Annotated in this window: 23 protein-coding genes and 1 tRNA gene; 12 read left to right on the top strand and 12 right to left on the bottom strand. The window is 61.7% G+C overall.

The annotated features are described in order from the left end of the window. Positions 1 to 30: 30 nt before the first annotated feature. Entirely contained in the window at positions 31 to 801 is a 771-nt protein-coding gene (locus tag ACVTFQ_RS10930; RefSeq protein WP_111562138.1) for an N-formylglutamate amidohydrolase, read from the bottom strand. Between the two features lie 180 nt (positions 802 to 981). Here ACVTFQ_RS10930 and ACVTFQ_RS10935 point away from each other — a divergent pair, with 180 nt between their 5' ends. The 8 genes from ACVTFQ_RS10935 (at position 982) to ACVTFQ_RS10970 (ending at position 8814) form a co-directional block, all read left to right on the top strand. Beyond that, positions 982 to 1854: a MurR/RpiR family transcriptional regulator gene (locus ACVTFQ_RS10935; RefSeq protein ID WP_047505874.1), complete on the top strand. Its 873-nt coding sequence runs from the start codon at positions 982 to 984 to the stop codon at positions 1852 to 1854. A 179-nt stretch (positions 1855 to 2033) separates the two neighbouring features. After that, positions 2034 to 3137, top strand: coding sequence for an ABC transporter substrate-binding protein (locus ACVTFQ_RS10940; protein WP_111562139.1), 1104 nt, complete (start codon positions 2034 to 2036; stop codon positions 3135 to 3137). A 77-nt stretch (positions 3138 to 3214) separates the two neighbouring features. Beyond that, positions 3215 to 4111: an ABC transporter permease gene (locus ACVTFQ_RS10945; protein WP_111562140.1), complete on the top strand. Its 897-nt coding sequence runs from the start codon at positions 3215 to 3217 to the stop codon at positions 4109 to 4111. Further along, a complete protein-coding gene (locus ACVTFQ_RS10950; RefSeq protein ID WP_111562141.1) occupies positions 4108 to 4896 on the top strand; it encodes an ABC transporter permease in 789 nt (262 codons plus the stop codon). The genes ACVTFQ_RS10945 and ACVTFQ_RS10950 overlap by 4 nt, the downstream gene beginning before the upstream one ends. An 11-nt stretch (positions 4897 to 4907) precedes the next feature. Next, positions 4908 to 5969, top strand: a complete 1062-nt coding sequence (locus ACVTFQ_RS10955; RefSeq protein ID WP_018897519.1) for an ABC transporter ATP-binding protein — start codon at positions 4908 to 4910, stop codon at positions 5967 to 5969. 180 nt (positions 5970 to 6149) lie between these two features. Continuing rightward, on the top strand, positions 6150 to 7493 hold the full coding sequence (locus ACVTFQ_RS10960; RefSeq protein WP_111562258.1) for an MFS transporter: 1344 nt from the start codon (positions 6150 to 6152) through the stop codon (positions 7491 to 7493). Positions 7494 to 7562: 69 nt separating this feature from the next. Further along, entirely contained in the window at positions 7563 to 7868 is a 306-nt protein-coding gene (locus tag ACVTFQ_RS10965) for an NIPSNAP family protein (protein ID WP_018897517.1), read from the top strand. Between the two features lie 76 nt (positions 7869 to 7944). Next, positions 7945 to 8814 carry a hypothetical protein gene (locus ACVTFQ_RS10970; RefSeq protein ID WP_111562142.1) on the top strand — a complete coding sequence of 290 codons (870 nt, stop codon included), beginning with the start codon at positions 7945 to 7947 and terminating at the stop codon, positions 8812 to 8814. A 106-nt stretch (positions 8815 to 8920) separates the two neighbouring features. Here the strand turns inward: ACVTFQ_RS10970 and metH are convergent, their stop codons facing one another. Next, complete coding sequence (metH, locus tag ACVTFQ_RS10975) at positions 8921 to 12694, bottom strand: methionine synthase (protein WP_111562143.1); 3774 nt, start codon at positions 12692 to 12694, stop codon at positions 8921 to 8923. A gap of 173 nt (positions 12695 to 12867) precedes the next feature. Here metH and ACVTFQ_RS10980 point away from each other — a divergent pair, with 173 nt between their 5' ends. Continuing rightward, complete coding sequence (locus ACVTFQ_RS10980; protein ID WP_111562144.1) at positions 12868 to 14127, top strand: AGE family epimerase/isomerase; 1260 nt, start codon at positions 12868 to 12870, stop codon at positions 14125 to 14127. Between the two features lie 42 nt (positions 14128 to 14169). Here ACVTFQ_RS10980 and ACVTFQ_RS10985 read toward each other — a convergent pair whose 3' ends face one another. Continuing rightward, complete coding sequence (locus ACVTFQ_RS10985; protein WP_313760865.1) at positions 14170 to 14748, bottom strand: hypothetical protein; 579 nt, start codon at positions 14746 to 14748, stop codon at positions 14170 to 14172. 165 nt (positions 14749 to 14913) lie between these two features. Here ACVTFQ_RS10985 and ACVTFQ_RS10990 point away from each other — a divergent pair, with 165 nt between their 5' ends. Continuing rightward, a complete protein-coding gene (locus ACVTFQ_RS10990) occupies positions 14914 to 15183 on the top strand; it encodes an antibiotic biosynthesis monooxygenase (protein WP_111562145.1) in 270 nt (89 codons plus the stop codon). 52 nt (positions 15184 to 15235) lie between these two features. On the opposite strand, the gene ACVTFQ_RS10995 is transcribed toward ACVTFQ_RS10990, so the two are convergent. The 6 genes from ACVTFQ_RS10995 to ACVTFQ_RS11020 form a co-directional block, all read right to left on the bottom strand. After that, on the bottom strand, positions 15236 to 15727 hold the full coding sequence (locus ACVTFQ_RS10995; RefSeq protein ID WP_111562146.1) for a heme-degrading domain-containing protein: 492 nt from the start codon (positions 15725 to 15727) through the stop codon (positions 15236 to 15238). A 109-nt stretch (positions 15728 to 15836) separates the two neighbouring features. Then, entirely contained in the window at positions 15837 to 16577 is a 741-nt protein-coding gene (locus tag ACVTFQ_RS11000) for an aspartate/glutamate racemase family protein (RefSeq protein ID WP_111562147.1), read from the bottom strand. 4 nt (positions 16578 to 16581) lie between these two features. Beyond that, the gene (locus tag ACVTFQ_RS11005) at positions 16582 to 17403 is read right to left on the bottom strand and encodes an ABC transporter permease (RefSeq protein WP_111562148.1); all 822 of its coding nucleotides are present in this window, start codon (positions 17401 to 17403) and stop codon (positions 16582 to 16584) included. A 1-nt stretch (position 17404) separates the two neighbouring features. Beyond that, a complete protein-coding gene (locus ACVTFQ_RS11010; protein ID WP_111562149.1) occupies positions 17405 to 18319 on the bottom strand; it encodes an ABC transporter permease in 915 nt (304 codons plus the stop codon). Positions 18320 to 18563: 244 nt separating this feature from the next. Next, a complete protein-coding gene (locus tag ACVTFQ_RS11015; RefSeq protein ID WP_111562150.1) occupies positions 18564 to 19871 on the bottom strand; it encodes an ABC transporter substrate-binding protein in 1308 nt (435 codons plus the stop codon). A gap of 34 nt (positions 19872 to 19905) precedes the next feature. Beyond that, complete coding sequence (locus ACVTFQ_RS11020) at positions 19906 to 20994, bottom strand: ABC transporter ATP-binding protein (protein WP_111562151.1); 1089 nt, start codon at positions 20992 to 20994, stop codon at positions 19906 to 19908. A gap of 267 nt (positions 20995 to 21261) precedes the next feature. On the opposite strand from ACVTFQ_RS11020, the gene ACVTFQ_RS11025 reads away from it, so the two are divergent. Next, a complete protein-coding gene (locus ACVTFQ_RS11025; RefSeq protein ID WP_313761082.1) occupies positions 21262 to 21975 on the top strand; it encodes a GntR family transcriptional regulator in 714 nt (237 codons plus the stop codon). A 392-nt stretch (positions 21976 to 22367) separates the two neighbouring features. Here the strand turns inward: ACVTFQ_RS11025 and ACVTFQ_RS11030 are convergent, their stop codons facing one another. After that, positions 22368 to 22751, bottom strand: coding sequence for a BRA0787 family protein (locus tag ACVTFQ_RS11030; RefSeq protein WP_047505903.1), 384 nt, complete (start codon positions 22749 to 22751; stop codon positions 22368 to 22370). A 250-nt stretch (positions 22752 to 23001) separates the two neighbouring features. Then, positions 23002 to 23745, bottom strand: a complete 744-nt coding sequence (locus ACVTFQ_RS11035) for an SIMPL domain-containing protein (RefSeq protein ID WP_111562152.1) — start codon at positions 23743 to 23745, stop codon at positions 23002 to 23004. 152 nt (positions 23746 to 23897) lie between these two features. Between ACVTFQ_RS11035 and ACVTFQ_RS11040 the strand changes: the two genes are divergently transcribed. After that, positions 23898 to 23973: transfer RNA gene (locus ACVTFQ_RS11040), tRNA-Ile, on the top strand. A 176-nt stretch (positions 23974 to 24149) separates the two neighbouring features. On the opposite strand, the gene ACVTFQ_RS11045 is transcribed toward ACVTFQ_RS11040, so the two are convergent. Then, positions 24150 to 24326, bottom strand: coding sequence for a hypothetical protein (locus ACVTFQ_RS11045; protein ID WP_156144761.1), 177 nt, complete (start codon positions 24324 to 24326; stop codon positions 24150 to 24152). Positions 24327 to 24412 lie beyond the last annotated feature (86 nt).

Consider the following 24412-nt stretch of genomic DNA (forward strand, 5'->3'; position numbering starts at 1 on the left):
GACTGCTCCCTGGGGTCTTATCTTTCGTCGTCAGGCGTCCAGGCTCTGCTGGAGCAGCCTTGTCAGATAGCTGGCCATGACCCCTTGGCCAGCCGGGTCTGCGATGAGGTCGTTGCGGACCTCGATCATTACATTGCGCAATCCGTTCGACAGCCCGTGCAGGATCAGCGTATGCGTCACGCCATCCGAGGGGCCGTAAGGCTCGTTGCGCTCAACTCTATAGTGCGTCGTCCGACCCGCAGCGGCAAGCATCGCATCCGCCAGCCGGCTGTCGGCGTCGTGCAGGACACCCACCTCGACCGCGCGCGTCTTTCCGTGAAAGACAGGCGTAAAGCTGTGGACGGTGACGATAACGGTCTCCTGTCCCCGCGCTTGGCGTTCACGAATGAGTGCGCGAATGGCGTCATGAAACGGGATGTAGAGAGCCTCGGTGCGCGCCGTCTTTTCTTCCGCGCTCAGGCCTGCATTTCCCGGGATGTCATAGACCTCGCTTTTCTCAGGCATGGCGCCGGCCGATTCCGGCGGCCTGTTGCAATCGTAGATCAGACGTGAAAACCGCTGGTGAACCAGCGTGGCATCGAGCGCCTCGGACATGCCCTTGGCGACAGCAAGAGCGCCGGGATCCCAGGCAATGTGACTGTTGAGCGCCTCCTCGGAAAGACCAAGCGTTCCGAAGCTGGCAGGCAGAACCCGCGATGCATGTTCGCAGACGATAAGCACCGGGCTGGCGCCATCTGGCCTTTCGACCGCGACGCACTCCCCTTCCCCTTTGCCGAGCACTTCCAACCGAGCAAGCACCACAGTCGCTCCACCACAACTGTTAATAAAATACTTATTAAGAAAAGAATTCTTCAGCTTTCCATAAGTGTCAAGCACGTACTGAAAAAATCTTTTCATGACAGTGGTTGACATGGATTGTGACAGCGTTGTTAACTTTGAGTGGGAAAGTGGCACAAGACCAATCCCGGGGAGCAAGATCGCGTGACCGTTGCGTCGAAGACAGTTTCGGACGTAATCCACTCGCATTTTGGCGTGCTCACGCGCGCCGAAAAGCAGTTGGCTGAAAGTCTGTTGGACAACTACCCTGTCTCGGGACTGGGGAGCATCACGACGATCGCCGAAAACGCCGGCGTATCGACCCCGACGGTCGTGCGCATGGTCCAGAAACTCGGTTTCAAGGGCTATCCGGATTTCCAGGCGCATCTGCACCAGGAGGTCGAGGCGACGATCTCCAATCCTATCGCCAAGCATGACCGCTGGGCGTCCAACGCGCCAGGAACTCACATCCTCAACCGTTTCGCCGACGCCATCATCGACAATCTGCGCCAGACGCTGACCGGTCTCGATACCGCGACCTTCGATAGCGTCGCGACCCTTCTGTCGGACCGCAAGCGCAACCTCTATTTCGTCGGCGGCCGCATCACCGGCGCGCTGGCCGAATATTTCTTCACGCATATGCAGGTCATTCGCCCCAATACGGCGCTTCTGTCGGCCAATTCCAGCAGCTGGCCGCAATATGTCCTGAACATGAACCCCGGCGACCTCCTGATCATCTTCGACATCAGGCGCTACGAGCAGGAGCTCGTCAGCCTCGCCACCGCCGCCAAGAACAGCGGCGCCGAGATCATCATCTTCACCGACCAGTGGGCCTCTCCCGCCGCGAAGCTGGCACGCCATACGTTTCGCGTGCAGATCGAGGCGCCGTCGGCATGGGACAGCTCCGTCGTCACCCTTTTCATCGTCGAGGCGCTGATCGAAGCGGTTCAGAACTCGACATGGGACGAGACGAAGGAGCGCATGAAGACATTGGAAGGCCTTTTCGAACAGACGCGGCTCTTCCGCAAACTTGGTTAGGAGGGACAATTACGACAGCGAAGATGTAACGGGCAGCAAACAAGGACGTGTCGCAATCGAAACATCCTTGCCAAACGCCCGCGATACAAAGAAAAAATAGCGTCATCCAACTGTCACACAAGCTTCACGTAACGTCAGTAACAGCATCGTCGGACACTGAAACCCGAAGGAGAACAACAGTGATCTCTAATCTTTCTCGACTGCTCTCGCTCTCTACAGCAATTGTTGTGGCTTCAACCGCAATTGCTGCCGCAGAGCCAAGCGCTGAACTCATCGCCGCCGCCAAGAAGGAAGGCACGCTGACCACGATCGCTCTCCCGCACGACTGGTGCGGCTATGGCGACGTCATTGCCGGCTTCAAGGCGAAGTATGGTCTGGAAGTGAACGAACTGAACCCGGACGCTGGCTCGGGCGACGAAATCGAAGCCATCAAGGCCAACAAGGGCAACACCGGCCCGCAGGCTCCTGACGTTATCGACGTCGGCCTCTCCTTCGGCCCGACCGCAAAGGCTGACGGCCTGATCCAAGCTTACAAGGTTTCGACCTGGGATTCGATCCCTGACAGCGCCAAGGATGCCGACGGCTTCTGGTACGGCGATTACTACGGCGTTCTCTCCTTCGTCGTGAACACCGACATCGTCAAGGAAGTGCCGAAGGACTGGGCCGACCTGAAGAAGTCGGACTACGCCAACAGCGTTGCTCTCGCCGGTGACCCGCGCGCGTCCAACCAGGCCGTTCAGGCTGTTTATGCTGCCGGCATCGCTGCTGGTGAAAAGGACGCGACCAAGGCTGGTGAAGCCGGTCTCGCCTTCTTCGGCGAACTCAACAAGGCAGGCAACCTCGTTCCTGTCATCGGCAAGTCCGCTTCGCTGGCACAGGGCTCGACCCCGATCGTCATCGCATGGGACTACAACGGCCTGTCCTGGCGCGATACGCTGAAGGGCAACCCGCCGGTTGAAGTCGTCGTTCCGGCATCGGGCGTCAACGCCGGCGTTTACGTCCAGGCGATCTCCGCTTTCGCTCCGCACCCGAACGCTGCCAAGCTCTGGATGGAATACCTCTATTCGGACGAAGGTCAGCTCGGCTACCTGAAGGGCTATTGCCACCCGATCCGCTTCAACGACCTGGCGAAGAACAAGAAGATCCCGCAGGACCTTCTCGACAAGCTGCCGCCGGCTGCTGCCTATGAAAAGGCTGTCTTCCCGACGCTCGAAGAGCAGGAAGCCGGCAAGACCGCTATCACCGGCAAGTGGGATAGCGTCGTCGGCGCCAACGTCCAGTAATACAATATGAAACCGGCCTCCCCGTCTTATGGCGGGGAGGCTTTTGCCCCTCCGACGCCGCAAGAAGAGCTTTTTCAATGAGCACTGTTTCGACGACGCCCGTGGTGAGCACGGCCCCGCTGATCACCAAGGACCGCGTGATCGACTGGCTCGGCATTACACCCTTCATTATTTTTGCCCTGCTTTTTCTTATTATTCCCACGCTCTACCTTGTGGTCGGCGCCTTTTTGACGCCCGAGGGTAATTTCACGCTGAAGAACATCGGGGATCTCTTCACCCCGTCGATCCTCAGCGCCTACTGGATCAGTATCCGCGTTTCGGTCGCCTCGGCACTCGGCGGCGCGCTGATCGGCTTCTTCCTCGCCTGGGCTGTCGTGCTCGGCGGCCTGCCCACTTCGGTGCGCTCGACGCTGTTGACCTTCTCCGGCGTCGCCTCGAATTTCGCGGGCATCCCGCTCGCCTTCTCATTCCTGGCAACCCTTGGCCGCACCGGCCTGGTGACGGTTTTCCTGAGGGACTGGTTCGGCTTCAACCTCTACGGCACCGGCTTCAACCTGCTCTCCTTCTTCGGCCTCACCATCACCTACATGTACTTCCAGATCCCGCTGATGGTGCTGATCCTGACGCCGGCACTCGACGGCATGAAGAAGGAATGGCGCGAAGCGGCCGAAATCCTCGGCGCCAGCAATCTGCAATATTGGACCAAGGTCGCCCTTCCGATCCTCTGGCCGAGCCTTCTCGGCACCACGCTGCTGCTCTTCGCCAACGCCTTCGGCGCCATCGCGACGGCCTATGCGCTGACCGGTTCCTCGCTCAACATCGTCCCGATCCTGCTCTATGCGCAGATCCGCGGCGACGTCCTTCACAATGCGAACCTCGGCTATGCGATCGCGCTCGGCATGATCGTCATCACCGGCGTGTCCAACATCCTCTATCTCATGCTGCGCATGCGCGCTGAACGGTGGCAGAAATGAAGGCTCAAAAACTCGGCGCCTGGATCGCCATCGCCATCGGCGCGACCTATTTCATCGTGCCTCTGCTCGGAACCATCGAGTTCTCGCTGCGCATGCGCCGCGATGCCTACAGTTTCGACGCCTACCTCTCTGTCTTCTCCGATGAGCGCTTCCGCGCGACCTTCGGCTATTCGATGATGATGGCGCTTTTGACCATCGTCTTCGGCATGCTCTTGATCGTGCCGACCGCCTATTGGGTGCGCCTGCGCATGCCGCAGATGCGTCAGGTCGTGGAGTTCATCACACTGCTGCCGCTGGTCATCCCGGCCATCGTCATCGTCTTCGGCTATTTGAGGATGTACAACTCCTCGTCCTTCCTGCCGATGACCGGTTCGACGACGGGCACCAACATCCTGCTCGTCTTCTCCTACATCACGCTGTCGCTGCCCTACATGTACCGCTCCGTCGATACCGCCATGCGCGCCATCGACGTCAGAACGCTGACCGAAGCCGCCCAGAGCCTTGGCGCCAGCTGGTGGACGATCATGTTCAAGTGCATCTTCCCCAACGTGATGAGCGGCATCCTCTCCGGCGCCTTCATCACGTTGGCGATCGTCATGGGCGAATTCACCTTCGCGGCACTGCTGAGCCGTCCGGCCTTCGGCCCCTACCTGCAGCTGGTCGGCGCCAACCGGGCCTACGAGCCCTCGGCGCTCGCCGTGATCGCATTCTCCATCACCTGGCTCAGCATGGGCCTGCTCAATCTCGTCTCGCGCATCGGCAGATCCCGCCCGGCCAAGGCTTAAGGTATTTCGACATGTCATTTCTCTCGCTGACCAACATTCAGAAATCCTTCGGCCAGGTTCAGGTCGTCAAGAACTTCAACATGAACATCGAGAAGGGAGAATTCGTCTCCTTCCTCGGCCCTTCGGGCTGCGGCAAGACCACAGTCCTGCGCATGATCGCCGGCTTCGAGAACCCGACCGGCGGCAATCTCAGCATCGCCGGCAAGGACATCGCACCGCTGAAGCCCAATCAGCGCAACATCGGCATGGTGTTCCAGGCATACGCGCTCTTCCCGAACATGACGGTGCATGACAACGTCGCCTTCGGCCTGAAGATCGCCGGCAAGCCGAAGGCCGAGATCGACGCTCGCGTCAAGGAAATGCTGGCGCTGATCCACCTCGGCCACCTCGCCGACCGCTATCCCTACCAGATGTCGGGCGGCCAGCAGCAGCGCGTGGCGCTTGCCCGCGCCCTTGCCGCCAAGCCGCAGGTGCTGCTGCTCGACGAGCCGCTGTCGGCCCTCGACGCCAAGATCCGCGTCTCGCTGCGCGAGGAAATCCGCCAGATCCAGCAGTCGCTGGGGATCACAACCATCTTCGTGACCCACGACCAGGAAGAAGCGCTGTCGATCTCCGACCGCATCGTCGTCATGAACGGCGGCCGCGCCGACCAGATCGGCACCCCATTCGAGATCTACAACACGCCGGCCACGCGCTTCGTGGCATCCTTCGTCGGCACGTTGAACATCATCGAGGCCAAGGTCGTAGACCCCTCGGTCAACCGCATCCAGATCGGCGACCAGGGCGTGACGCTCCGCGAAAACATCTCCACCTACAAAGCCGGCGACACCGTCTCGCTGGCGCTGCGCCCGGAAGCGGGATCGCTTGCCGAAAGCACACCGAGCGACACCAAGCTCACGGGCGAAGTCGTCTCCGCCCACTTCCTCGGCTCCGTCATCCGCACCCGCATGAACGTCGGCGGCAACGTCATCTCCTTCGACATGTTCAACAGCCCCGGCGTCAAGCCGCCGGCCACCGGCGAAACGGTGACCCTGCGCTTCATGGCGGCGGATCTGCTGGTTATCCGGGACTGATCACCGGACTTTCCGATCTTGAAGGCGTCGCCCATCGCGGCGCCTTTTCTGTTTGCGGCTTTGCCACAGCGGGCGCGCCGACGCCGCAACATGACGCGAAAACACCAGAAAACGCTTGAAATCCCCACCCCATTGCGCGACGACGGCACAACCGAAGTCATACCGCAAGAAGCCCGCATCATGTCCCCCACCACGACGCCCGCAGCCGCCCCTCGCCGCCTCACCGCCCAGGATTTCAAGACGCTCGGCCTCTCCGCCCTTGGCGGCGCGCTGGAGTTCTATGATTTCATCATCTTCGTCTTCTTCGCCAGCGTGATCGGCCACCTCTTCTTCCCGCCCGACATGCCGGACTGGCTGGTGACGATCCAGACCTTCGGCATCTTCGCCGCCGGCTATCTGGTGCGCCCCATCGGCGGCATCGTGCTCGCCCATTTCGGCGACATGTTCGGCCGCAAGCGCGTCTTTGCCTTCTCGATCATGCTGATGGCGTTGTCGACGCTCGGCATGGCGGCCATGCCGACCTATGCTACGATCGGCATCGCGGCACCAATCCTGCTGATCCTGATGCGCGTCCTGCAGGGTGCGGCGATCGGTGGCGAGGTGCCCGGCGCCTGGACGTTCGTTGCCGAACACGTTCCCTTCCGCCGTGTCGGCTTTGCCTGCGGCTTCCTCTGCTCGGGCCTGACGCTCGGTATCCTGCTCGGCTCCTTCATCGCCACCATCATCAACTCCGCCTTCACGCCCGAGGACGTCGCGGCTTACGCCTGGCGCATCCCCTTCTTCCTCGGCGGCATCTTCGGTCTCGTCGCCGTCTATCTTCGCCGCTGGCTGCAGGAAACGCCGATCTTCGCCGAAATGAAGCAGAGCCGCTCGCTGATGCGCGAACTGCCGCTGAAGGCTGTGCTGCGCGACTATCCGCGCGGCGTCATCATCTCGATGCTGCTCACCTGGATCCTCTCGGCCGGCATCGTCGTCACCACGCTGATGACCGCGACCTTCCTGCAGAAACTCTACGGCTACACCGCGCAGCAATCGCTGGCTGCGACCAGCTTCGGCACGCTGTTCCTGATCTTCGGCACGGCGGCCGCGGGCGCGATCGTCGATCGCGTCGGCTCCGGCCGCTTCTTCATCGTCGCCAGCATCTTCTTCGGCGCCGCCACCTTCGCCTTCTACACTTACGCCGCGACATCGCTGACCGTGCTCTTCGTGCTCTACGCGATCATGGGCCTCTCCGTCGGCCTCGTCGGCGCCGTACCCTACGTGATGGTCCGCGCCTTCCCGGCCCGCGTCCGCTTCACCGGCCTTTCCTTCTCCTACAACGTCTCCTACGCCATCTTCGGCGGCCTGACGCCGCTGGCGGTCGCCTCCTTGCTGCCGCTGAACCCGATGGCGCATGCCTATTACCTGCTGTTCATCGCAGCCCTTGCCTTCGCGCTCGGCGTCTACCTGCTCGTCAAGGGCGACACGGTGGAGGCCGATGTCGGCATCGAGGAACTCAACCAGCGCCTCGCCGCCGGCGCCTGAGAACAGCACAATAAGCCAATAGCGGGCCGGCAGGCATTTCAGCCGGCCCGATCAACGAGAGATATTTCAATGATTACCTGCCATCTGCGTTATGTCATCGACCCCTACAAGCTCGCCGAATTCGAGGAATACGCCAGGCTCTGGATCCCCATCGTCAACCGCATGGGCGGCAACCACCACGGCTATTTCCTGCCCTCCGAAGGAGCCAACAACATCGCGGTCGCCTTGTTCTCCTTCCCGAGCCTCGCCGCATACGAAGACTACCGCACCCGCATGGCCGTCGATCCCGAGTGCCAGGCGGCATTCGATCTGGACAAGCGCAACCGCAGCATCATCAGCTATGAGCGCAGCTTCATGCGCCCGGTTCTCGGCTGACCGAGACGTCACCTAATTCGCGAAGGCCGACATGCTCGGCCTTCCATTGGCTCCCATGACGAGGAACTGAAGAACGATGCCGGCACCTCAGATCAAGATCCTCGACGCGCTCTCCGTACCGGGAAACCCGGCCAAACCAAACGACGACCGCTTCGGATATAACGAGGCCTGCGCCTTCGTGATCGATGGCGCAACCGGCCTTGGCGACCGCCAATACATGGACGCATCCGGCAGCGACGCCGCCTGGGTCGCGGCACGCTTCGCGGATGGTTTCAGGCAGCAGATCACGCGTGAGACCCCGGTCTCGGATGTCGCGCGCGCCGTGTCACAGGATGCCAGGGCAACATTCCTAGGCAACAACCCCGATGCCCCGCGCTACGCCTGGCCGCTCTCCGCCTTTTCGATGATCCATGCCACCGACAATCGCCTGACCTTCTACGGCCTCGGCGATTCCTGCGTCTTCCTCTTGCAGGAAGATGGATCGGTGAGCTTTCACATGGCCCTTCTCGACGCCTATGTCAGGGAGCAGGCACACGCACAAAGCCATATCGCCCGCACCGGCGGCATCACCAAGGATGGCGGCGCGCTCGGCAATGCCGAAACGCTCGCGGCTCTGCGCCGCCACCGTGAAAGCCAGAACACCGCAGGCGGCATCTGGACCCTGGGCCTCGTGCCTGAATCGGCCGATCATCTTGTGTCGGAAGAATTGAAGATCAAGGGCAAGGCTCACGCCATCATCTGCAGCGACGGCTTCGCCGATCTTGTCGTGCTCTACGAAGCCTACGACGCCGCAAGCCTGGTGCGCGCAGCGCGCGACAAGGGCCTCGCCCCGATGATCGAGGAACTCCGGCGCTTCGAGCGCGAGACCGATCCTGAGGGCCTGCGCTATCCGCGCTTCAAGCAGAGCGACGACACGACCGCGATCCTGGTCGAACTCACGACCTGACATCAGACCGACGAAACGGCAATTTCCGATTCAGGATCAGACCCTTGGTCGATGATCCTGAATCATTTTCTCCGGCAATTAAATCAGTGCCTGAAGACGCGCCCGATCAGGCCGCGTCTTCCACGTCTTCGCGCGGCTTCGACGGCACGTAGTTGAGCACCGGCCCGAGCCAGCGCTCGACCTCGGCGATCTCCATGCCCTTGCGTCCGGCATAATCCTCGACCTGATCCCGCTCAACCTTGGCAACGCCGAAGTAGTAGGCGTCGGGGTGGCCGATATAGATGCCCGAGACGGACGAGCCCGGCCACATGGCGTAGCTCTCGGTGAGCTTCACGCCGGCGGCGTTTTCGGCATCGAGAAGCGCGAACAGCGTCTTCTTCTCGGTGTGATCGGGCTGCGCCGGATAGCCGGGCGCCGGGCGGATACCGGCATATTCCTCGGTGATCAGCTGCTCCTTGCTGAACGCCTCGCCCTTGGCATAGCCCCAATATTCGCGGCGAACCTCTTCGTGCATCCGCTCGGCGAAGGCCTCCGCGAAACGGTCGGCCAGCGCCTTGACGAGGATCGACGAGTAATCGTCATTTGCGCGTTCGAAGCGCTCGGCGATCGCCACTTCCTCGATACCGGCCGTGACGACGAAGCCGCCGACGTAGTCCTGCACGCCGCTGTCGACAGGCGCCACGAAGTCCGACAGCGCCACGTTCGGCCGGCCGTCGCGCTTCGAAAGCTGCTGGCGCAGCGTGTAGAAGGTCGCGAGGTCTTCCTTGCGGCTATCATCCTTGAACAGTCGGATATCATCGCCGACGGTGCCGGCCGGCCAGAAGCCGATGACGGCGCGCGGACGGAACCACTTCTCGTCGATGATCTTCTTCAGCATCCCCTGCGCATCCGCCCAGAGCGCACGCGCCGCCTCACCCTGCTTCTCATCCTCGAGAATGGCGGGATATCGGCCCTTCAGCTCCCAGGTCTGGAAGAACGGCGTCCAGTCGATGTATTCGGCGAGCGTCGCCAGATCGTAATCCTCGAACACCTTGGTGCCGAGGAAGCTTGGCTTGGCGGGCGCGTAAGCGGCCCAATCGACCTTCTGCGCGTTTTCGCGAGCACGCGACAGCGGCAGGCGGACCTTCTCGGCCTCGCTGCGGGCGTGGGCCGCGGCGACCTTGGCGTATTCGGCGCGGATATCGGTGATGTAGCCATCGCGGTTCTCCGGCGAGAGCAGCGAAGAGACCACGCCGACCGCGCGGCTGGCGTCGGTGACGTAGACGGTCTGGCCCTTGCTGTAGCCGGGATGGATCTTCACGGCCGTATGCACACGGCTGGTCGTGGCGCCGCCAATCAGGAGCGGCAGGTCCAGACCCTGGCGCTCCATTTCGGCCGCCACATGCACCATCTCGTCGAGCGACGGCGTGATCAGGCCCGACAGGCCGATGACGTCGACCTTCTCGGCCACCGCCGTCTCCAGGATCTTCGTCGCCGGCACCATGACGCCGAGATCGATGATCTCGTAATTGTTGCAGGCGAGCACGACGCCGACGATGTTCTTGCCGATATCGTGAACGTCGCCCTTGACGGTCGCCATCAGGATCTTGCCGGCCGACTTGCGATCGTCGCCGCCGTTCAGCCGCTTCTCTTCTTCCATGTAGGGAAGGAGCACGGCCACGGCCTGCTTCATCACGCGCGCCGACTTGACGACCTGCGGCAGGAACATCTTGCCCGAGCCGAAGAGATCGCCGACGACGTTCATGCCGGCCATCAGCGGGCCTTCGATGACGTGGAGCGGACGGGCCGCGGCAAGGCGCGCCTCTTCCGTATCGGCATCGATATATTCGGTAATGCCGTTGACCAAAGCGTGTTCAAGCCGCTTCTCGACCGACCATTCGCGCCAGGAGAGGTCCTGCACGCGTCCCTCGCGGGCAGCCCCGCCACGGAACTTCTCGGCCACTTCGAGCAGCCGCTCGGTCGCATCGGCGCGGCGGTTCAGCACCACGTCCTCGCAGGCCTCGCGCAGCTCCGCGTCGATCTGGTCGTAGACCGCGAGCTGGCCGGCATTGACGATGCCCATGTCCATGCCCGCCTGGATGGCGTGGTAGAGGAACACGGCATGCATCGCCTCGCGCACCGGCTCGTTGCCGCGGAACGAGAAGGAGAGGTTCGAAACACCGCCCGAAATATGCACCAGCGGCATTGTCTTGCGGATCGTGCGCGTCGCCTCGATGAAGTCGACGCCGTAATTGTTGTGCTCCTCGATGCCGGTCGCGACAGCAAAGACGTTCGGGTCGAAGATGATGTCCTCAGGCGGGAAGCCCGCCTTTTCGGTCAACAGCTTGTAGGCGCGCGTGCAGATCTCGACCTTGCGGTCATAGGTATCCGCCTGCCCCGTCTCGTCGAAGGCCATGACGACGACTGCCGCGCCATAGGCATGCAGCAGCCTCGCCTGCGCAAGGAAGTTCTCTTCGCCCTCTTTCAGCGAGATCGAGTTGACGATCGGCTTGCCCTGCACGCGCTTCAGACCGGATTCGATGATCGAGAACTTCGACGAGTCGATCATGACGGGCACGCGAGCGATATCCGGCTCGGCGGCGATCAGGTTCAGGAACTCGACCATCGCCTTTTCGGAATCGATCAGGCCTTCGTCCATGTTGATGTCGATGATCTGCGCGCCGTTTTCGACCTGGTCGCGGGCGACATCGAGCGCTGCCGTGTAATCGGCGTTGGTGATCAGCTTGCGGAAGCGTGCCGAACCAGTGACGTTGGTGCGCTCACCGACGTTGACGAAAGGGATGTCCTTGGTGAGCTCGAAGGGCTCGAGGCCCGACAGCGACATGAACGGACGATGCTCGGGGATCGGGCGCGGCTTGTACTTGGCGACAACCTCGGCGATCGCCTTGATATGTTCAGGCGTCGAGCCGCAGCAGCCGCCGACGATGTTGACGAGGCCTTCGCGGGCGAACTCGTCGATCTGCGCCGCCATCAACTCAGGCGTCTCGTCATACTGGCCGAACTCGTTGGGCAGGCCGGCATTCGGATAGGCGCAGATGAAGGTATCGGCAACGCCCGACAGCTCCTGCAGGTGCGGACGCATGGCGTTAGCGCCGAGCGCGCAGTTGAGGCCGATCGTGAACGGATTGGCGTGGCGCACCGAGTTCCAGAAGGCGGACGGCGTCTGGCCCGACAGCGTGCGGCCGGAAAGGTCTGTGATCGTACCCGAGATCATGACCGGCAGGCGGATGCCCTTGGCCTCGAAGCGCTCCTCGCAGGCAAAGATCGCAGCCTTGGCGTTGAGCGTGTCGAAGATCGTCTCGATCAGAATGATATCGGCGCCGCCATCGATCAGGCCGTCGATCTGTTCGGCATAGGCGATGCGCAGGTCGTCGAAGGTGACGGCGCGGAAGCCCGGATTGTTGACGTCAGGCGAGATCGAGGCCGTGCGGTTGGTCGGGCCGATGGCGCCGGCCACGAAGCGGCGGCGGCCATCCTCGCGCTCGGCGCGGATGCAGGCGCGGCGCACGACTTCGGCACCTTCCTTGTTCAGCGCATAGACCTCGCCTTCCATCGCGTAGTCGGCCTGCGCGATGCGGGTGGAGGAGAAGGTGTTGGTCTCGAGAATATCGGCGCCGGCCTTCGCGTATTTGTAATGGATTTGCTCGATCGCATCCGGCTGCGAGAGGATGAGAAGGTCGTTGTTGCCCTTCTGGTGGCAGGCGCAGCCGATGAAGCGATCGCCGCGGAAGTGGTCCTCGTCGAAACCCAGCCCCTGGATCTGCGTGCCCATGGCGCCGTCAAGGACGAGAATGCGTTCGCTGGCGGCTTTCCTGAGCGCTGCAAACACTTCACTGCCGTCGCGCTTTTCCCCTTCGGGGCCAAACAGATTGTTGAACACGGGCGGACTCCTTGACGTCATTACAAAGACAAGCCGCCCAAATCACATAAAGATATCTTTATGTCAATATATCAGCGACAATTTCGCCATTGCCGGCGCGCGGCGGATGACAGACTCGAACGCCCCCTATATAGGCAATTTCAAAGCATTGTGTATGAAATCGGAGGAGTATCATGGCACCTGCAATCGGCGACGCCGCGCTCGGCAACTGGACGACGCGCACCTACCACCGCGACTGGCTTGTCGCCCAGGCGAACGGCCTGTTCGATTTCTTCCAGCATGACTCCATCAATCCCAAGGGTGGGTTCTACGATCTTGACGACACCGGCAAGCCGCTCGACGCGGAGGGCCAGGTGCGCGGCATCCATATCGCCGCCCGCGCCGTCCATTGCTTCTCGATCGGCACCCTGCTCGGCCGCCCCGGCGCATCCGATGTCGTCGACCACGGCATGCAGTACATCTGGAACCACCACCGGGACCGGAAGAACGGCGGCTATTTCTGGTCGCTGAACAATGACGGCCCCGTCGACACCAACAAGCAGGGCTACGGCCACGCCTTCGTGCTCTTGGCCGCCTCCTCCGCCAAGACCATCGGCCACCCGCTCGCCGACGGCATGTTGGCCGATATCACCGAGGTGCTGAACACACGCTTCTGGGAAGCAAAGCACGGCGCCATCGCCGAGGAATTCACCGCCGACTGGCAGCCGCTCGACGGCGGCACCTATCGCGGCCAGAATTCCAACATGCACCTGACCGAAGCCCTGATGGCCGCCTTCGAGGCAACTGGCAACCGCGATTACCTCACCAAGGCCGAAAGCATCGCCGACCTCGTCATCCGCCGCGCCGCCGGCTCCGTCGACTGGCGCGTCGCCGAGCACTTCGACACAGAGTGGAAGCTCGACAAGAACTACTATCACCCCAACGAGATGTTTCGCCCCGCGGGCACCACGCCCGGCCACTCGCTGGAATGGGCGCGTCTGCTGCTGCAGCTCTGGGCGCTCGGCGGCAAGAAGCTGGAATGGCTGCCGGATGCCGCCAAGGGCCTGTTCTCGCAGGCGATGGCGCTCGGCTGGGACGACGAGAACGGCAGCTTCTTCTACACGCTCGACTGGGAAGACCGCCCGGACAAGCGCCAGAAGATGTGGTGGCCCGCCTGCGAGGGTGCGGCTGCCGCCCACTACCTCAACGAACACCTGCCGAGCGACTACCACGAGGAAAGCTACCGCAAGATCTGGAACGTGATCGAGCGCCGCTTCATCGACCACAAAAACGGCGGCTGGCACGAGGAACTGACGGAAGACATGGTCCCCGCCCACACCATCTTCCCCGGCAAGGGCGACATCTACCACGCCCTGCAAGCCTGCCTTATCCCCCTCTTCCCGGCGACCGGCAGCCTGACCAAGGTGATCCCCGAAGCCGGTGGCAAGATCTGACACTGAACAAGACGGCGCCGCATCCACGGCGCCGCCTTTATTTCACGACGACGGAATACGCGGCTCCTCGACCAGATAGAACTCCGGGACCGGCGTGACATCGGACACGAAGAAGCCGAACCTCGATTGCTCCCCGGGATCGAGATGCCCCTCATCGAAATTCAGACGATCGAAGCTCTCGAAGCGGCTTTCAAAATGCATGAAACGGCTGGACGAGATCAGCGACGGATTGGGATCGGCCTGCCCGAAAGACAGCCCGTCATAGAAATCGCTGGGCTTGCCGCGGATTTCCTGAAGCTCGAAGCCGAAACCTATCCACGCGAGCCCGCTACGGTTCACCGCCACCACGCGCAGATGAAACGAGCCGGGCACGGTTGTCTTCAGCTCGGAAGGCTTTGCGAAGCGGATCACCAGCGTCACCGGCGCAAGGCTGTCGAACGCCTCGCGGATCTCGATCGGATCCTCGAGCGTTCCCGCGCCTGATATGGAGAGGATGCGGAAACCGCCGAGTTCATCGGAAAACGAGTAGTCCCCAGCATACCACCGCCCGTCATCCGCCGGCCCGGCGCTGATCAGCGCCAGGGAGAGCAACGCCGCAAGAATGCGCAAACGACGCGTCATCGATCCTGTTCCCTGATCGAGATGTCGTCACCATACATGCAATTTCAGCGGCATGCGATGCGCAATACCCGCGAGCCGATTTCCACGCGCGCGAACCCCGCATCGGTGATACGCTGACGCCTGGGCATCCCAACGAAACATGTGAATGCAACGCAGGAGCGGAACATGACGACAGTGTTCGTACGGCATGAGGTTTCGGACTATACGGCCTGGCGCAAGGTGTATGACGGCTTCCGTTCGGTGCAGGCGGCAAACGGCGTGATATCAGAGGCGGTCTACCAATCCGCCGACAACCCCAACGACATCACCGTCACCCATGAATTCGCGACATCAGAGGCCGCGAAGGCCTTCATGCAGCTCGAGGAACTGCGATCAGCGATGCGCACCGGCGGCATCCTCGGCGCCCCGACCGTCTGGGTGGTCGAGAAGACGTAGAACGGTTCCGGCCCGATCGGCATGGCGGGCCGGAACCTTTCCGTACGACGCTTTACGCGAGACGCAGCGCGTCCAGATCCTTGGCCAGCATCAGCGCCAGCGCCTCTACGACGAGATTGTGGTCGTCGCGCTGCGGCAGGCCGGAGACGGTCACCGAGCCGATGCAGCCTGTGCCCTTGACGTTAATAGGGAAGCTGCCGCCGTGCGGCGCGTAATCGGCGTCCAAAAGACCGTTGTCCGCCACCGTCTTGCCCTTGGCCTTCAGGTCGAGGCCGATCGCATAGCTGCTGCGGAAATAGCGCAGCACCAGATTGCGCTTGCGGCGCACCCACTGCACGTTATCAGGCGTCACGCCGGGAAGTGCCACATAGAAGACCGGCATCGAATGCAGGTTGATATCGATCGCGATACCCAGGCCACGCTCAGAACCCAGCTCCTGCAGCAGCTTGCCCAGCTGCCATGCGGTCGACAGATCGAAACTGTCGAAGCTCAGCACCTTTTCCTGTTCGGCAATGCGCGCAAGGTCGTCGTCCGGCATGGTCATGTCTACTTCCTCTCCTTAAATGCTTTTCGCTGAGCATCGTCAGGAGAGCGAAAAAGTAAAGCGGAATCGTGGTGATACACTATGTGAGGCGACGGTCTCGCGGCAGGCCTCAGCCCGCTGCCTGCATCGGTGCGAACCGGCTCATCTCGCCGATAAAGGGCTTGGCAAGCGGCGCCGCGTAGGAGCCGCGCTTGCTCGTCGACAGACCAAGCGACACCAGCGCCTCGGCCTGCTTGACGGCCGCCGCCACGCCATCGACGACAGGCACGCCGTAGATCTCCTGCAGCTCACGCGCCAGATCGGTCATCCCGGCGCAGCCGAGCACGATCGCCTCGGCGCCATCCTCATCAAGCGCCCGCTCGATCTCCGCGCGCAGCTTGCCGATCGCGCCCGACGCCTCGTCTTCGAGCTCCAGCACCGGAATGTCAGACGCCCGGACCTTTGCCCGATCGCCCATGCCATAGCGACGCACGAGATTGTCGATCAGCACCCGCGAGCGCTCCAGCGTCGTCACCACGGTGAAGCGCTGCGCCAGGAAGCCGGCGGTGGCGACGGCGGCTTCGCAGAGCCCGAGCACCGGCACGTCGGCGAAACTGCGCGCCGCTTCAAGCCCTGTATCATCGAAGCATGCGATGACGGCGGCGTCATAGGTCCCTGCCCGCTCCTTGAGCTCCGTCAGCAGACCGGGAATGGCGAGCGCCCCGTCATAATGCCCCTCGATCGACACCGGCCCCATTCTCGAGGTGGCGGCGATAATCTCGGTGCCGCTGGCGGCAACGAGCCGTGCGGCGGTCGCCGCCTTCTCGGTCATGCTTGATGTCGTGTTCGGATTGACGATGAGGATGCGCATGAGATCAGCTTGTCTTTGCCTGGCGCCCGCGCAGCATCATCATGATGCCGAGCGCGACGAGAATGATGGTGAAGGAAAACAGCGTCGTCACCGTGCCGAGCGCATAGAGCACCGGCGTCGTCACGTTGGTCGTCATCCCGTAGATCTCCAGCGGCAGCGTGTTGTAGCTGCCAGAGGTCATCAGCGTGCGGGCGAATTCGTCATAGGAGAGCGTGAAGCCGAACAGGCCGACGCCGATCAGGCTGGGCGCGATCATCGGCAGCACGACATGCACGAAGGTCTGCCACGACGTCGCCCCGAGATCGCGCGCCGCCTCTTCGTAAGCCGGCGAGAAGCGGTTGAAGACGGCGAACATGATCAGCACGCCGAAGGGCAGCGTCCATGTCAGATGCGCGCCGAAGGCCGACGAGTACCAGGCCGGCTTCAGCCCGCCCTGCTGGAACACCACGCCGATACCGAGCGAAATGATGATCGACGGCACCACGAGGCTGGCGACCGTCGCGTAGAACAGCAAGGTGGCGCCACGGAAGCGGCGGCGAAACGCAAGCCCCGCCAGCAGCGACACCACGACGGTGACGATCATCACCATGAAGCCGAGCGTGAACGACCGGCGGAAGGATGCCCCGAAGTCACCCACCGCCTGCTTTTCGAACAGGTTGAAGAACCAGTGGACCGAGACGCCGTTGAGCGGGAATGTCAGGCCGCCATCCGGCCCCTGGAAGGAGAGGATCAGGATCGCCGACAGCGGGCCGTAGAGGAACAGCACGAAGACGATGAAGAAGGCGGCCAGAAGATAGAATTCCCAGGTGCGCTTTTCGTGGCTCATCTCAAAGCTCCTTGCGGATATCGACAACGCGCAGGATGGCGGCGACCATCATCAACACGACGATCAGAAGCACGACGGCATTGGCGGCGGCGGCCGGATATTGCAGCAGCGACATCTGGTTCTTCATCATCAGCGCCACCGAGGCGCTCTGCCCGCCGGACATGACCTGCACCGTCGAGAAATCGGCCATCACGAGCGTGACGACGAAGATCGAGCCGATGGCGATGCCGGGCTTGGCAAGCGGGATGACGACATTCCAGAGGATCTGCCAGCCGCTGGCGCCCGCGTCGCGCGCCGCCTCGAACAGCGAGCGGTCGATGCGCATCAGCGTATTGAAGATCGGCGTCACCATGAACAACGTGTAGAGATGCACCATGGCAAGCACCACGGCGAAATCGGAATAGAGCAGCCACTCGATCGGCTGCGGGATGATACCCATCTTAATCAGCGCCGAATTGACCAGCCCGTTGCGGCCGAGCACCGGGATCCAGGAGATCATGCGGATGATGTTGGACGTCATGAACGGCACGGTGCAGACCAGAAACAGGATCATCTGCGTCGACGTGCGGCGGATGTGAAAGGCGAGGAAATAGGCGACCCAGAAACCGATGAAGACGGTGAGCGCCCAGACGATGACGGTGAATTTCAGCGTGTTCAGATAGGTCTTCCACGTGACCCACGAGCCGAGCGTCTCGGTGTAGTTCATCGTCAGGAAATCGGGATAGAGACCGGCGAAGTCGTAATCCCAGAAGCTGACCACCGCGATCATCGCGATCGGCAGGATGAAGAAGAAGCCGAGGATCAGGATTAGCGGCGTCGCCTGGAGATAGGAGGCCGCCCACGGCGCCAGCCGAAAGCCCGGGCTGCGCACCCGCTCGGTCGTCTCGTTTGTCTCTGCTGAAGCGATCGTCGCCATCGCTGATCCCTTTTCCGGTTGGCATTGCGTTGCGTGGCGCCCCCCTCTGCCCTGCCGGGCATCTCCCCCACAGGTGGGGAGATTGGCTGGGCGCAACCGCTCGCTCCACGCTCGTTGCTTGGGTGGGGAGCAGGCCACGAGCCGATCTCCCTCCTTGTGGGGGAGATGTCCGGCAGGACAGAGGGGGGTAACCCACGGCAGAACCTCCCCTCCCGCGATTGGAAGGAGAGATCCCAGATCGCCTTTAAGCCGCGATGAACTCGTTCCAGCGGCGAACCATGTAGCGGTCCTCGTCCATGACGGAATTCCAGCACGCGACATGGCCCATGCGCTCTTCGAACGAGCCGCCGTCGCGAATAGCGCCGGCCTTCTCCATGACCTTGCCCTCGGGCGACAGAATATCGCCCTTGGCGGCCTTGCCTTCGATCCAGTAGCCCCACTCGTCCTCGGTCATGAAGCCCTTGGCGGTGTCCATGCAGGCCGAGTAGTAGCCCTGGCGGTTGAGGTAGCCGCCGACCCAGCCGGATGTGTACCAGTTGATGTACTCGTAGGCCGCGTCGAGCTCGGCGCCCTTGAGGTGCGAGGCAAGGCCGAGACCGCCGCCCCATGAGCGGTAGCCTTCCTTGAGCGGCTGATACTTGCAGGCGATGCCCTTGGAGCGGACGGCGGCAACCGCCGGCGACCACATGGACTGGATGACGACTTCGCCCGATGCCATCAGGTTGACGGACTCGTCGAACGACTTCCAGAAAGCGCGGAACTGGCCGTCCTGCTTGGCCTTGATCAGGAATTCGATCGTCTTGTCGATCTCTTCCTTGGTCATGTTGCCCTTGTCGGCGTACTTGATGTTGCCGAGCGCTTCCATGATCATCGCGGCATCCATGATGCCGATCGACGGGATGTTGAGGATCGAGGTCTTGCCCTTGAACTTCGGGTCCATGATATCGGCCCAGCTGCCGATCTCGCGGCCGACGAGGTCAGGACGAATGCCGAGCGTGTCGGCATTGTAGATCGTCGGCATCATGGTGAAGAGCTCGGTCTCGCCCTTGGCGAAGGTCTTGGCATCCGCGCTCTCGACATAGCCGACCGTGTGCGGAGCGGTTCCCTGCGCGATCACGCTATCCGGCTTCAGCTTGCCGTTCTTGAAGAGCGGAACGACCTTGTCGTAATACTTCAGCTTCTTCACATCCATCGGCTGGATGACGCCGGTCGGATAGACCTTCTTCAGGATCCAGTATTCGATGTCGGCGATGTCGTAGCTATCGGGCTGCGTGACGGCGCGCTGGGCGGCGGCGTCGGAATCGGTCGCCGTCATCTCGAGCGTGATGCCGAGGTCCTTCTTGCACTGCTCGGCAATGGCGTTGATGTTGGAAACGCCGGTGCCGAACTGGCGAAGCGTGATGTTCGACTGCGCCCAGATGGTCGGGAAACCGGTGATGAGCCCGGAGCCTGCGGCCGCACCAAGGGCGGCAGCACCCGTCTTCAGCAGGCCGCGGCGCGACACGCCCTTGTCGAGCAGACCCTTCTTGGTGGTTTTCGTTGTATCAGTCATGTCAGTTCCCTCTGGTTTTTGTGGTAATTGAGATTCATGCCGAAACGCGGCCAAGGAGAACGGCGTCCTCCAGAGCCCAACTCAGGGACACCGCATCGCCGACGGATGCGGGGTTGGCGAAATAATCGCCGTCGGACGCAATGACCGTGAAGTCATCGCTGCCCGCGCCGACCACGGTGATCTTCACCGAGGCGCCGCGATATTCGATGTTGGAGATGATGCCGTTGAAGCCGAGCGTCTTGTCGGTGGCGCTGGCCAGACGAACCCGGTCCGTGCGGATGCCGATATCGACGACCTCGCCGACCTCCCTGCCCGCGCCGCGCACCGTAAAGCTCTGCCCCTCCGGAACATCGAGCGTGATCAGGCCGTCCTTGGCTGAAGTCACGCGGCCCGTCAGCACGTTGTGATCGCCCATGAACCGCGCCACGAAGGCGGTGGCCGGCTCCTCGAACACCTTGCGCGGCGTCGCCGCCTGCTCGATCTTGCCGTCGTTCATGATCACGATGATATCGGCGAGCGCCATCGCCTCTTCCTGGCTGTGCGTCACATGCACGAAGGTGATCCCCAGCGTTTTCTGCAGCTTCTTGAGCTCCGCGCGCATGCGGATCTTGAGAAACGGATCGAGCGCCGACAGCGGCTCGTCGAGGAGCAGCGCCTCGGGATCGGTGATCAGCGCGCGGGCAAGCGCCACGCGCTGCTGCTGGCCGCCGGAAAGCTGCGCCGGACGCCTGTTGGCATAGGCCTCCATCTGCATAAGCTTCAGCATCTCCAGCGCCTTGGCGCGACGCTCCTCCTTCTCCACACCCTTCATCTTCAGGCTGAAGGCGACATTGTCGATCAGGTCGAGATGCGGGAAGAGCGCGTAGGACTGGAACATCATCGCCGTGCCGCGCTTGGCCGGCGGAAAATCGGTGACGACGGTATTGCCGAGGCGGATATCGCCCGACGAAATGCTTTCATGCCCGGCGATCATCCGAAGCGTCGACGTCTTGCCGCAGCCCGATGGCCCCAGGAAGCAACAATAGGAACCAGCCGGTATCTTCAGGCTGATTGCGTGCACGGCGGTGGTGGCGCCATACACCTTCGAAACGGATGCTATATCGATCTCTGCCGCTTTCGACATCGTGTCTTCCCCTGTTCGAGGAATACGATGCATTCGCCGTGCCAGTTTCTGCCGCAGTGCATCAAGTCATTACGAATATTGAATTTTCCTGGAAATATCAAAATGACTAAAATTCGACCCTCGGATATGCCTGCACATGAAATAGGCTTTCGTCTGCAATTTGCGCAAATAATCGTATACAATTTGACCGCTGCATTGCTCGCAAATTCCGTTTAACTTTTCGGCTGAATATGGCTATCATCGGCCGATCACAGGACATCCCGCCTCATGAACTCCGCAGCCAATGCGCTTCTGACGACCGAAGAGCCCACCGAGACCGGCGCGCAGCGGATTCGCGACGCCATTCGCGACGCGATCGTCGAGCGCCGCCTGTCGCCGGGAACCAAGCTGTCGGAAAGCGATGTCGGCAATCTCTTCAATGTCAGCCGCACACTGGCGCGCGCGGCCCTGCAGGCGCTCTCCTATGAGGGGCTTGTCAGCGTCGAGAAGAACCGCGGCGCCTTCGTGGCCTACCCCTCTCCCGATGAAGCCCGCCAGATCTTTGCCGCCCGCCGGCTGATCGAGCCCGGCATCCTGCGCGAGGCGGCAGCAAGGATCACGACATCAGAGATCCAGCACCTGCGGCAACTGCTGCTGGAAGAAAGCCGCCTGATAAGCGAGCGTGGCCAGACGGCCCGGCGTGCCGAAATCAAGGCATCCGGCGACTTTCACCTGACGCTTGCCGCCATCTCCGGCAATACGATCATGCAGCGTTTCATGGAGGAACTCGTGGCCCGCTCCTCGCTTGTCATCGCGCTCTACGGCCAGTCGACCATATCGAGCTGCGGCCACAACGAGCATGGCGACATCGTCTCGGCGATCGAAGCCAAGGATCTCGACCGCGCCTGTCATCTCATGCTGCATCACATCGCGCATATCGAAGCCGACCTCGATCTGCGTGAGCGCAAGGGACAGGGACTGAAGGAAGCGTTCGACCTCTAGAGCCTTTCCTGGTTAGCTTGAAGCATTCTGCCGGAGCAGGTTTTCGTCAGGGCAAAGGCGATTGGCGAAGGGCATACCCCGGGTACGGTCGAGCCAATCGCCTTTGATCCTGGCGGAAAGATGCCCGGCCCCTAGCCGGTTTGCAAAGCAAACCAGCGGGGGTTGGCTGAAACGGGCCGCCTGATCGTCCGGCCGGCTTGGCCGTATGCGTTGGCTACGACGCGCGCCGGCCGGACGACCATCCGACTCCGTTTGAGCCAACAGAATGTTTCAATCTAACCAGGAAAGGCTCTAGGTCGCGTGTGGCGCATCAATCGAGCACCAGAAAGAGCCCAAATCTTCAGGACTCAAGTGCGAGACGCGGCCGCCGAAGCGACCGCGGCATCGAAAAATCAACCGCGCGAGCGGCTTTCATCGGGAACGGCGGCAACGGCCACGATATCGGGCGTTCCCGTCACGTGCAGGCGCTTGCGCACCAGCACGCCCATGACGCGGGCGGCGGTCGAAAACGTCATCTGGTCAAGCGGGCCTTCGCCCTCCCAGGGTTTCGTCAGTCGCTCGGTAACGGCGCCGACGATATTCATCGGCACGATGTCGTCGCATTGGCGCATGGCCTCGAAGACGCTGCTGATCGGAACCACCCGGCCTTCGAACGTGACGATCGGTTCGGTCAGTTCCGCATCCCACTCTTCAAACGCATAAAGAGCGTCGCGAAAGAGCTCTTGAAGGGTGAACGGGGCGTGCCCATTGTGAAGTGGCGGCAAGGCATTCGACATGTCTGTCTCCTCTTTGCAGGGATAAAGCCAATTCCTCCTCATCGGTCCGCACTAACGCCGAAAGCAGAACTCAAGTTCCCGGCCGGACCGAATAACACGATCGATGTTATAGTGTAATATACGCGTGATAAAGCGCTTTTCTGCCGCAGCCTGGCCACAGCTGTGTTCACAAAAAGATAAGCCGTTGATATCCAAGCGAATATCAACGGCAATCTTTTGGTAACTTAGATTAACGAAGGGACGGATCGGACTACTGGGCGATCGCGAATGTAACGTTCACCTGGATATTGTAGCTGCTTTCGCCGCCCTGGATCGGCACGGCTGAATCGGCCTCCGACTTCATCATAGCCGCCCGCATGACGGGCATTGGCTGCGGTCGCGGACCGTTTTCGTTGATCTCGATGACATTGCCGAGCTTGACGCCGGCGGCCGACGCAAGCGTCTTAGCCCGCGCGATGGCATCCGCCACCGCGTTCTTGCGCGCCTCTTCGACCGCGCTGTCGGGCTTGTCATTGGTGAACTGGATATCACCGCCCTGGTTGACGCCGAGCGTCACCGACTGATCGATGATCCCGCCGAGCTTCGAGAGATCGCGCACCCGCACCGTCAGGGCGTTGGAAACCTGATAGCCGATGAGCTCCGGCGGCAGCTGCTGCCCGTCGGTCCCCTGCGGATAGCGATATTGCGGCTGCACGGAAAAGCCCGAGGTCTGCAGATCGCGCTCGGCGATACCGGCCGTCTTCAGCGCCGCGAGCACATCGCTCATCGCCTTGTTGTTGTTGTCGAGCGCCTCGCGCGCGGTCTTCTCCTGCTTGACGACGGAGAAGGTCAAGACCGCCATATCCGGCGCCATCGTCGCCCGCCCCTCGCCGATCACGGTGATGACCGCCTGGCGCGGCGCATCGGCCGCAAATGCGGGCAGGCCTGCAGCAGCAAGCACCGGCAGGCTGAGAAAGAGACCGGCGGCAAAGCTCTTGGTGTTCAGCAATGGCATTGTTTCACTCCCCGATTGTGACTTACCGATCCCTCTTGCCGTTTGATTGTGAAGCTATTGCGGCAATGACTTGTGACCGCTCTGAAATTGCGTTAGACGCAACGAGCACCGGCGAACCATTGCGCCGCTGCACGGCGCCGCAAAGGCCGCCAGGGCCTGTAGCTCAATGGTTAGAGCCGGCGGCTCATAACCGCTTGGTTGGGGGTTCGAGTCCCTCCGGGCCCACCATTTACTCACTGAAGTATCTGTTTTTTTATTTTCAACCCCAATCCACGGTGTGGCTGGACGTCCTTGTCAGAATCTCGGCCTTCAATTCCGGAAATAATCAAGCAACTACAGTTACCGCCAAGGCAGTCTTGAAGGCGATTTGAGGGGCGGTTTGCGTCGTGGCAAACGCAGGGGCCTCACCGGTTCGGCTTTTCGCCAGCGGAAGCAAAAATAATGGCTTGCTCCCTGATGTTTGTCATTGCCTCGACTGCGATCTTCTCGATCTCAGAGCGCCCCTCGGACGTCTCCTTCATATGCGGAAGGTTGCGATAGAGCGCGTCTCTGATTGCGGCCAAGACCTTGTTTTCGTGCATGCGAGTCCTCCTCTTAGTGGTGGTCAGTTGGCACCTTGCTGACGATTAACATTTGAAGGTACCGAGTGAGGCAAACGAAGACGTCC

The sequence above is a fragment of the Rhizobium sp. O111 genome, from assembly GCF_055616315.1.

What these genes read in the sequence shown, in the direction of transcription:
- ACVTFQ_RS10945 (WP_111562140.1), top strand. Translation starts at nt 3,215, where the DNA reads ATGAGCACTGTTTCGACGACGCCCGTGGTGAGCACGGCCCCGCTGATC.
- ACVTFQ_RS10950 (WP_111562141.1), top strand. Translation starts at nt 4,108, where the DNA reads ATGAAGGCTCAAAAACTCGGCGCCTGGATCGCCATCGCCATCGGCGCG.
- ACVTFQ_RS10955 (WP_018897519.1), top strand. Translation starts at nt 4,908, where the DNA reads ATGTCATTTCTCTCGCTGACCAACATTCAGAAATCCTTCGGCCAGGTT.
- ACVTFQ_RS10960 (WP_111562258.1), top strand. Translation starts at nt 6,150, where the DNA reads ATGTCCCCCACCACGACGCCCGCAGCCGCCCCTCGCCGCCTCACCGCC.
- ACVTFQ_RS10965 (WP_018897517.1), top strand. Translation starts at nt 7,563, where the DNA reads ATGATTACCTGCCATCTGCGTTATGTCATCGACCCCTACAAGCTCGCC.
- ACVTFQ_RS10970 (WP_111562142.1), top strand. Translation starts at nt 7,945, where the DNA reads ATGCCGGCACCTCAGATCAAGATCCTCGACGCGCTCTCCGTACCGGGA.
- ACVTFQ_RS10980 (WP_111562144.1), top strand. Translation starts at nt 12,868, where the DNA reads ATGGCACCTGCAATCGGCGACGCCGCGCTCGGCAACTGGACGACGCGC.
- ACVTFQ_RS10985 (WP_313760865.1), bottom strand. Translation starts at nt 14,748, where the DNA reads ATGACGCGTCGTTTGCGCATTCTTGCGGCGTTGCTCTCCCTGGCGCTG.
- ACVTFQ_RS10990 (WP_111562145.1), top strand. Translation starts at nt 14,914, where the DNA reads ATGACGACAGTGTTCGTACGGCATGAGGTTTCGGACTATACGGCCTGG.
- ACVTFQ_RS10995 (WP_111562146.1), bottom strand. Translation starts at nt 15,727, where the DNA reads ATGACCATGCCGGACGACGACCTTGCGCGCATTGCCGAACAGGAAAAG.
- ACVTFQ_RS11000 (WP_111562147.1), bottom strand. Translation starts at nt 16,577, where the DNA reads ATGCGCATCCTCATCGTCAATCCGAACACGACATCAAGCATGACCGAG.
- ACVTFQ_RS11005 (WP_111562148.1), bottom strand. Translation starts at nt 17,403, where the DNA reads ATGAGCCACGAAAAGCGCACCTGGGAATTCTATCTTCTGGCCGCCTTC.
- ACVTFQ_RS11010 (WP_111562149.1), bottom strand. Translation starts at nt 18,319, where the DNA reads ATGGCGACGATCGCTTCAGCAGAGACAAACGAGACGACCGAGCGGGTG.
- ACVTFQ_RS11015 (WP_111562150.1), bottom strand. Translation starts at nt 19,871, where the DNA reads ATGACTGATACAACGAAAACCACCAAGAAGGGTCTGCTCGACAAGGGC.
- ACVTFQ_RS11020 (WP_111562151.1), bottom strand. Translation starts at nt 20,994, where the DNA reads ATGTCGAAAGCGGCAGAGATCGATATAGCATCCGTTTCGAAGGTGTAT.
- ACVTFQ_RS11025 (WP_313761082.1), top strand. Translation starts at nt 21,262, where the DNA reads ATGAACTCCGCAGCCAATGCGCTTCTGACGACCGAAGAGCCCACCGAG.
- ACVTFQ_RS11030 (WP_047505903.1), bottom strand. Translation starts at nt 22,751, where the DNA reads ATGTCGAATGCCTTGCCGCCACTTCACAATGGGCACGCCCCGTTCACC.
- ACVTFQ_RS11035 (WP_111562152.1), bottom strand. Translation starts at nt 23,745, where the DNA reads ATGCCATTGCTGAACACCAAGAGCTTTGCCGCCGGTCTCTTTCTCAGC.
- ACVTFQ_RS11045 (WP_156144761.1), bottom strand. Translation starts at nt 24,326, where the DNA reads ATGCACGAAAACAAGGTCTTGGCCGCAATCAGAGACGCGCTCTATCGC.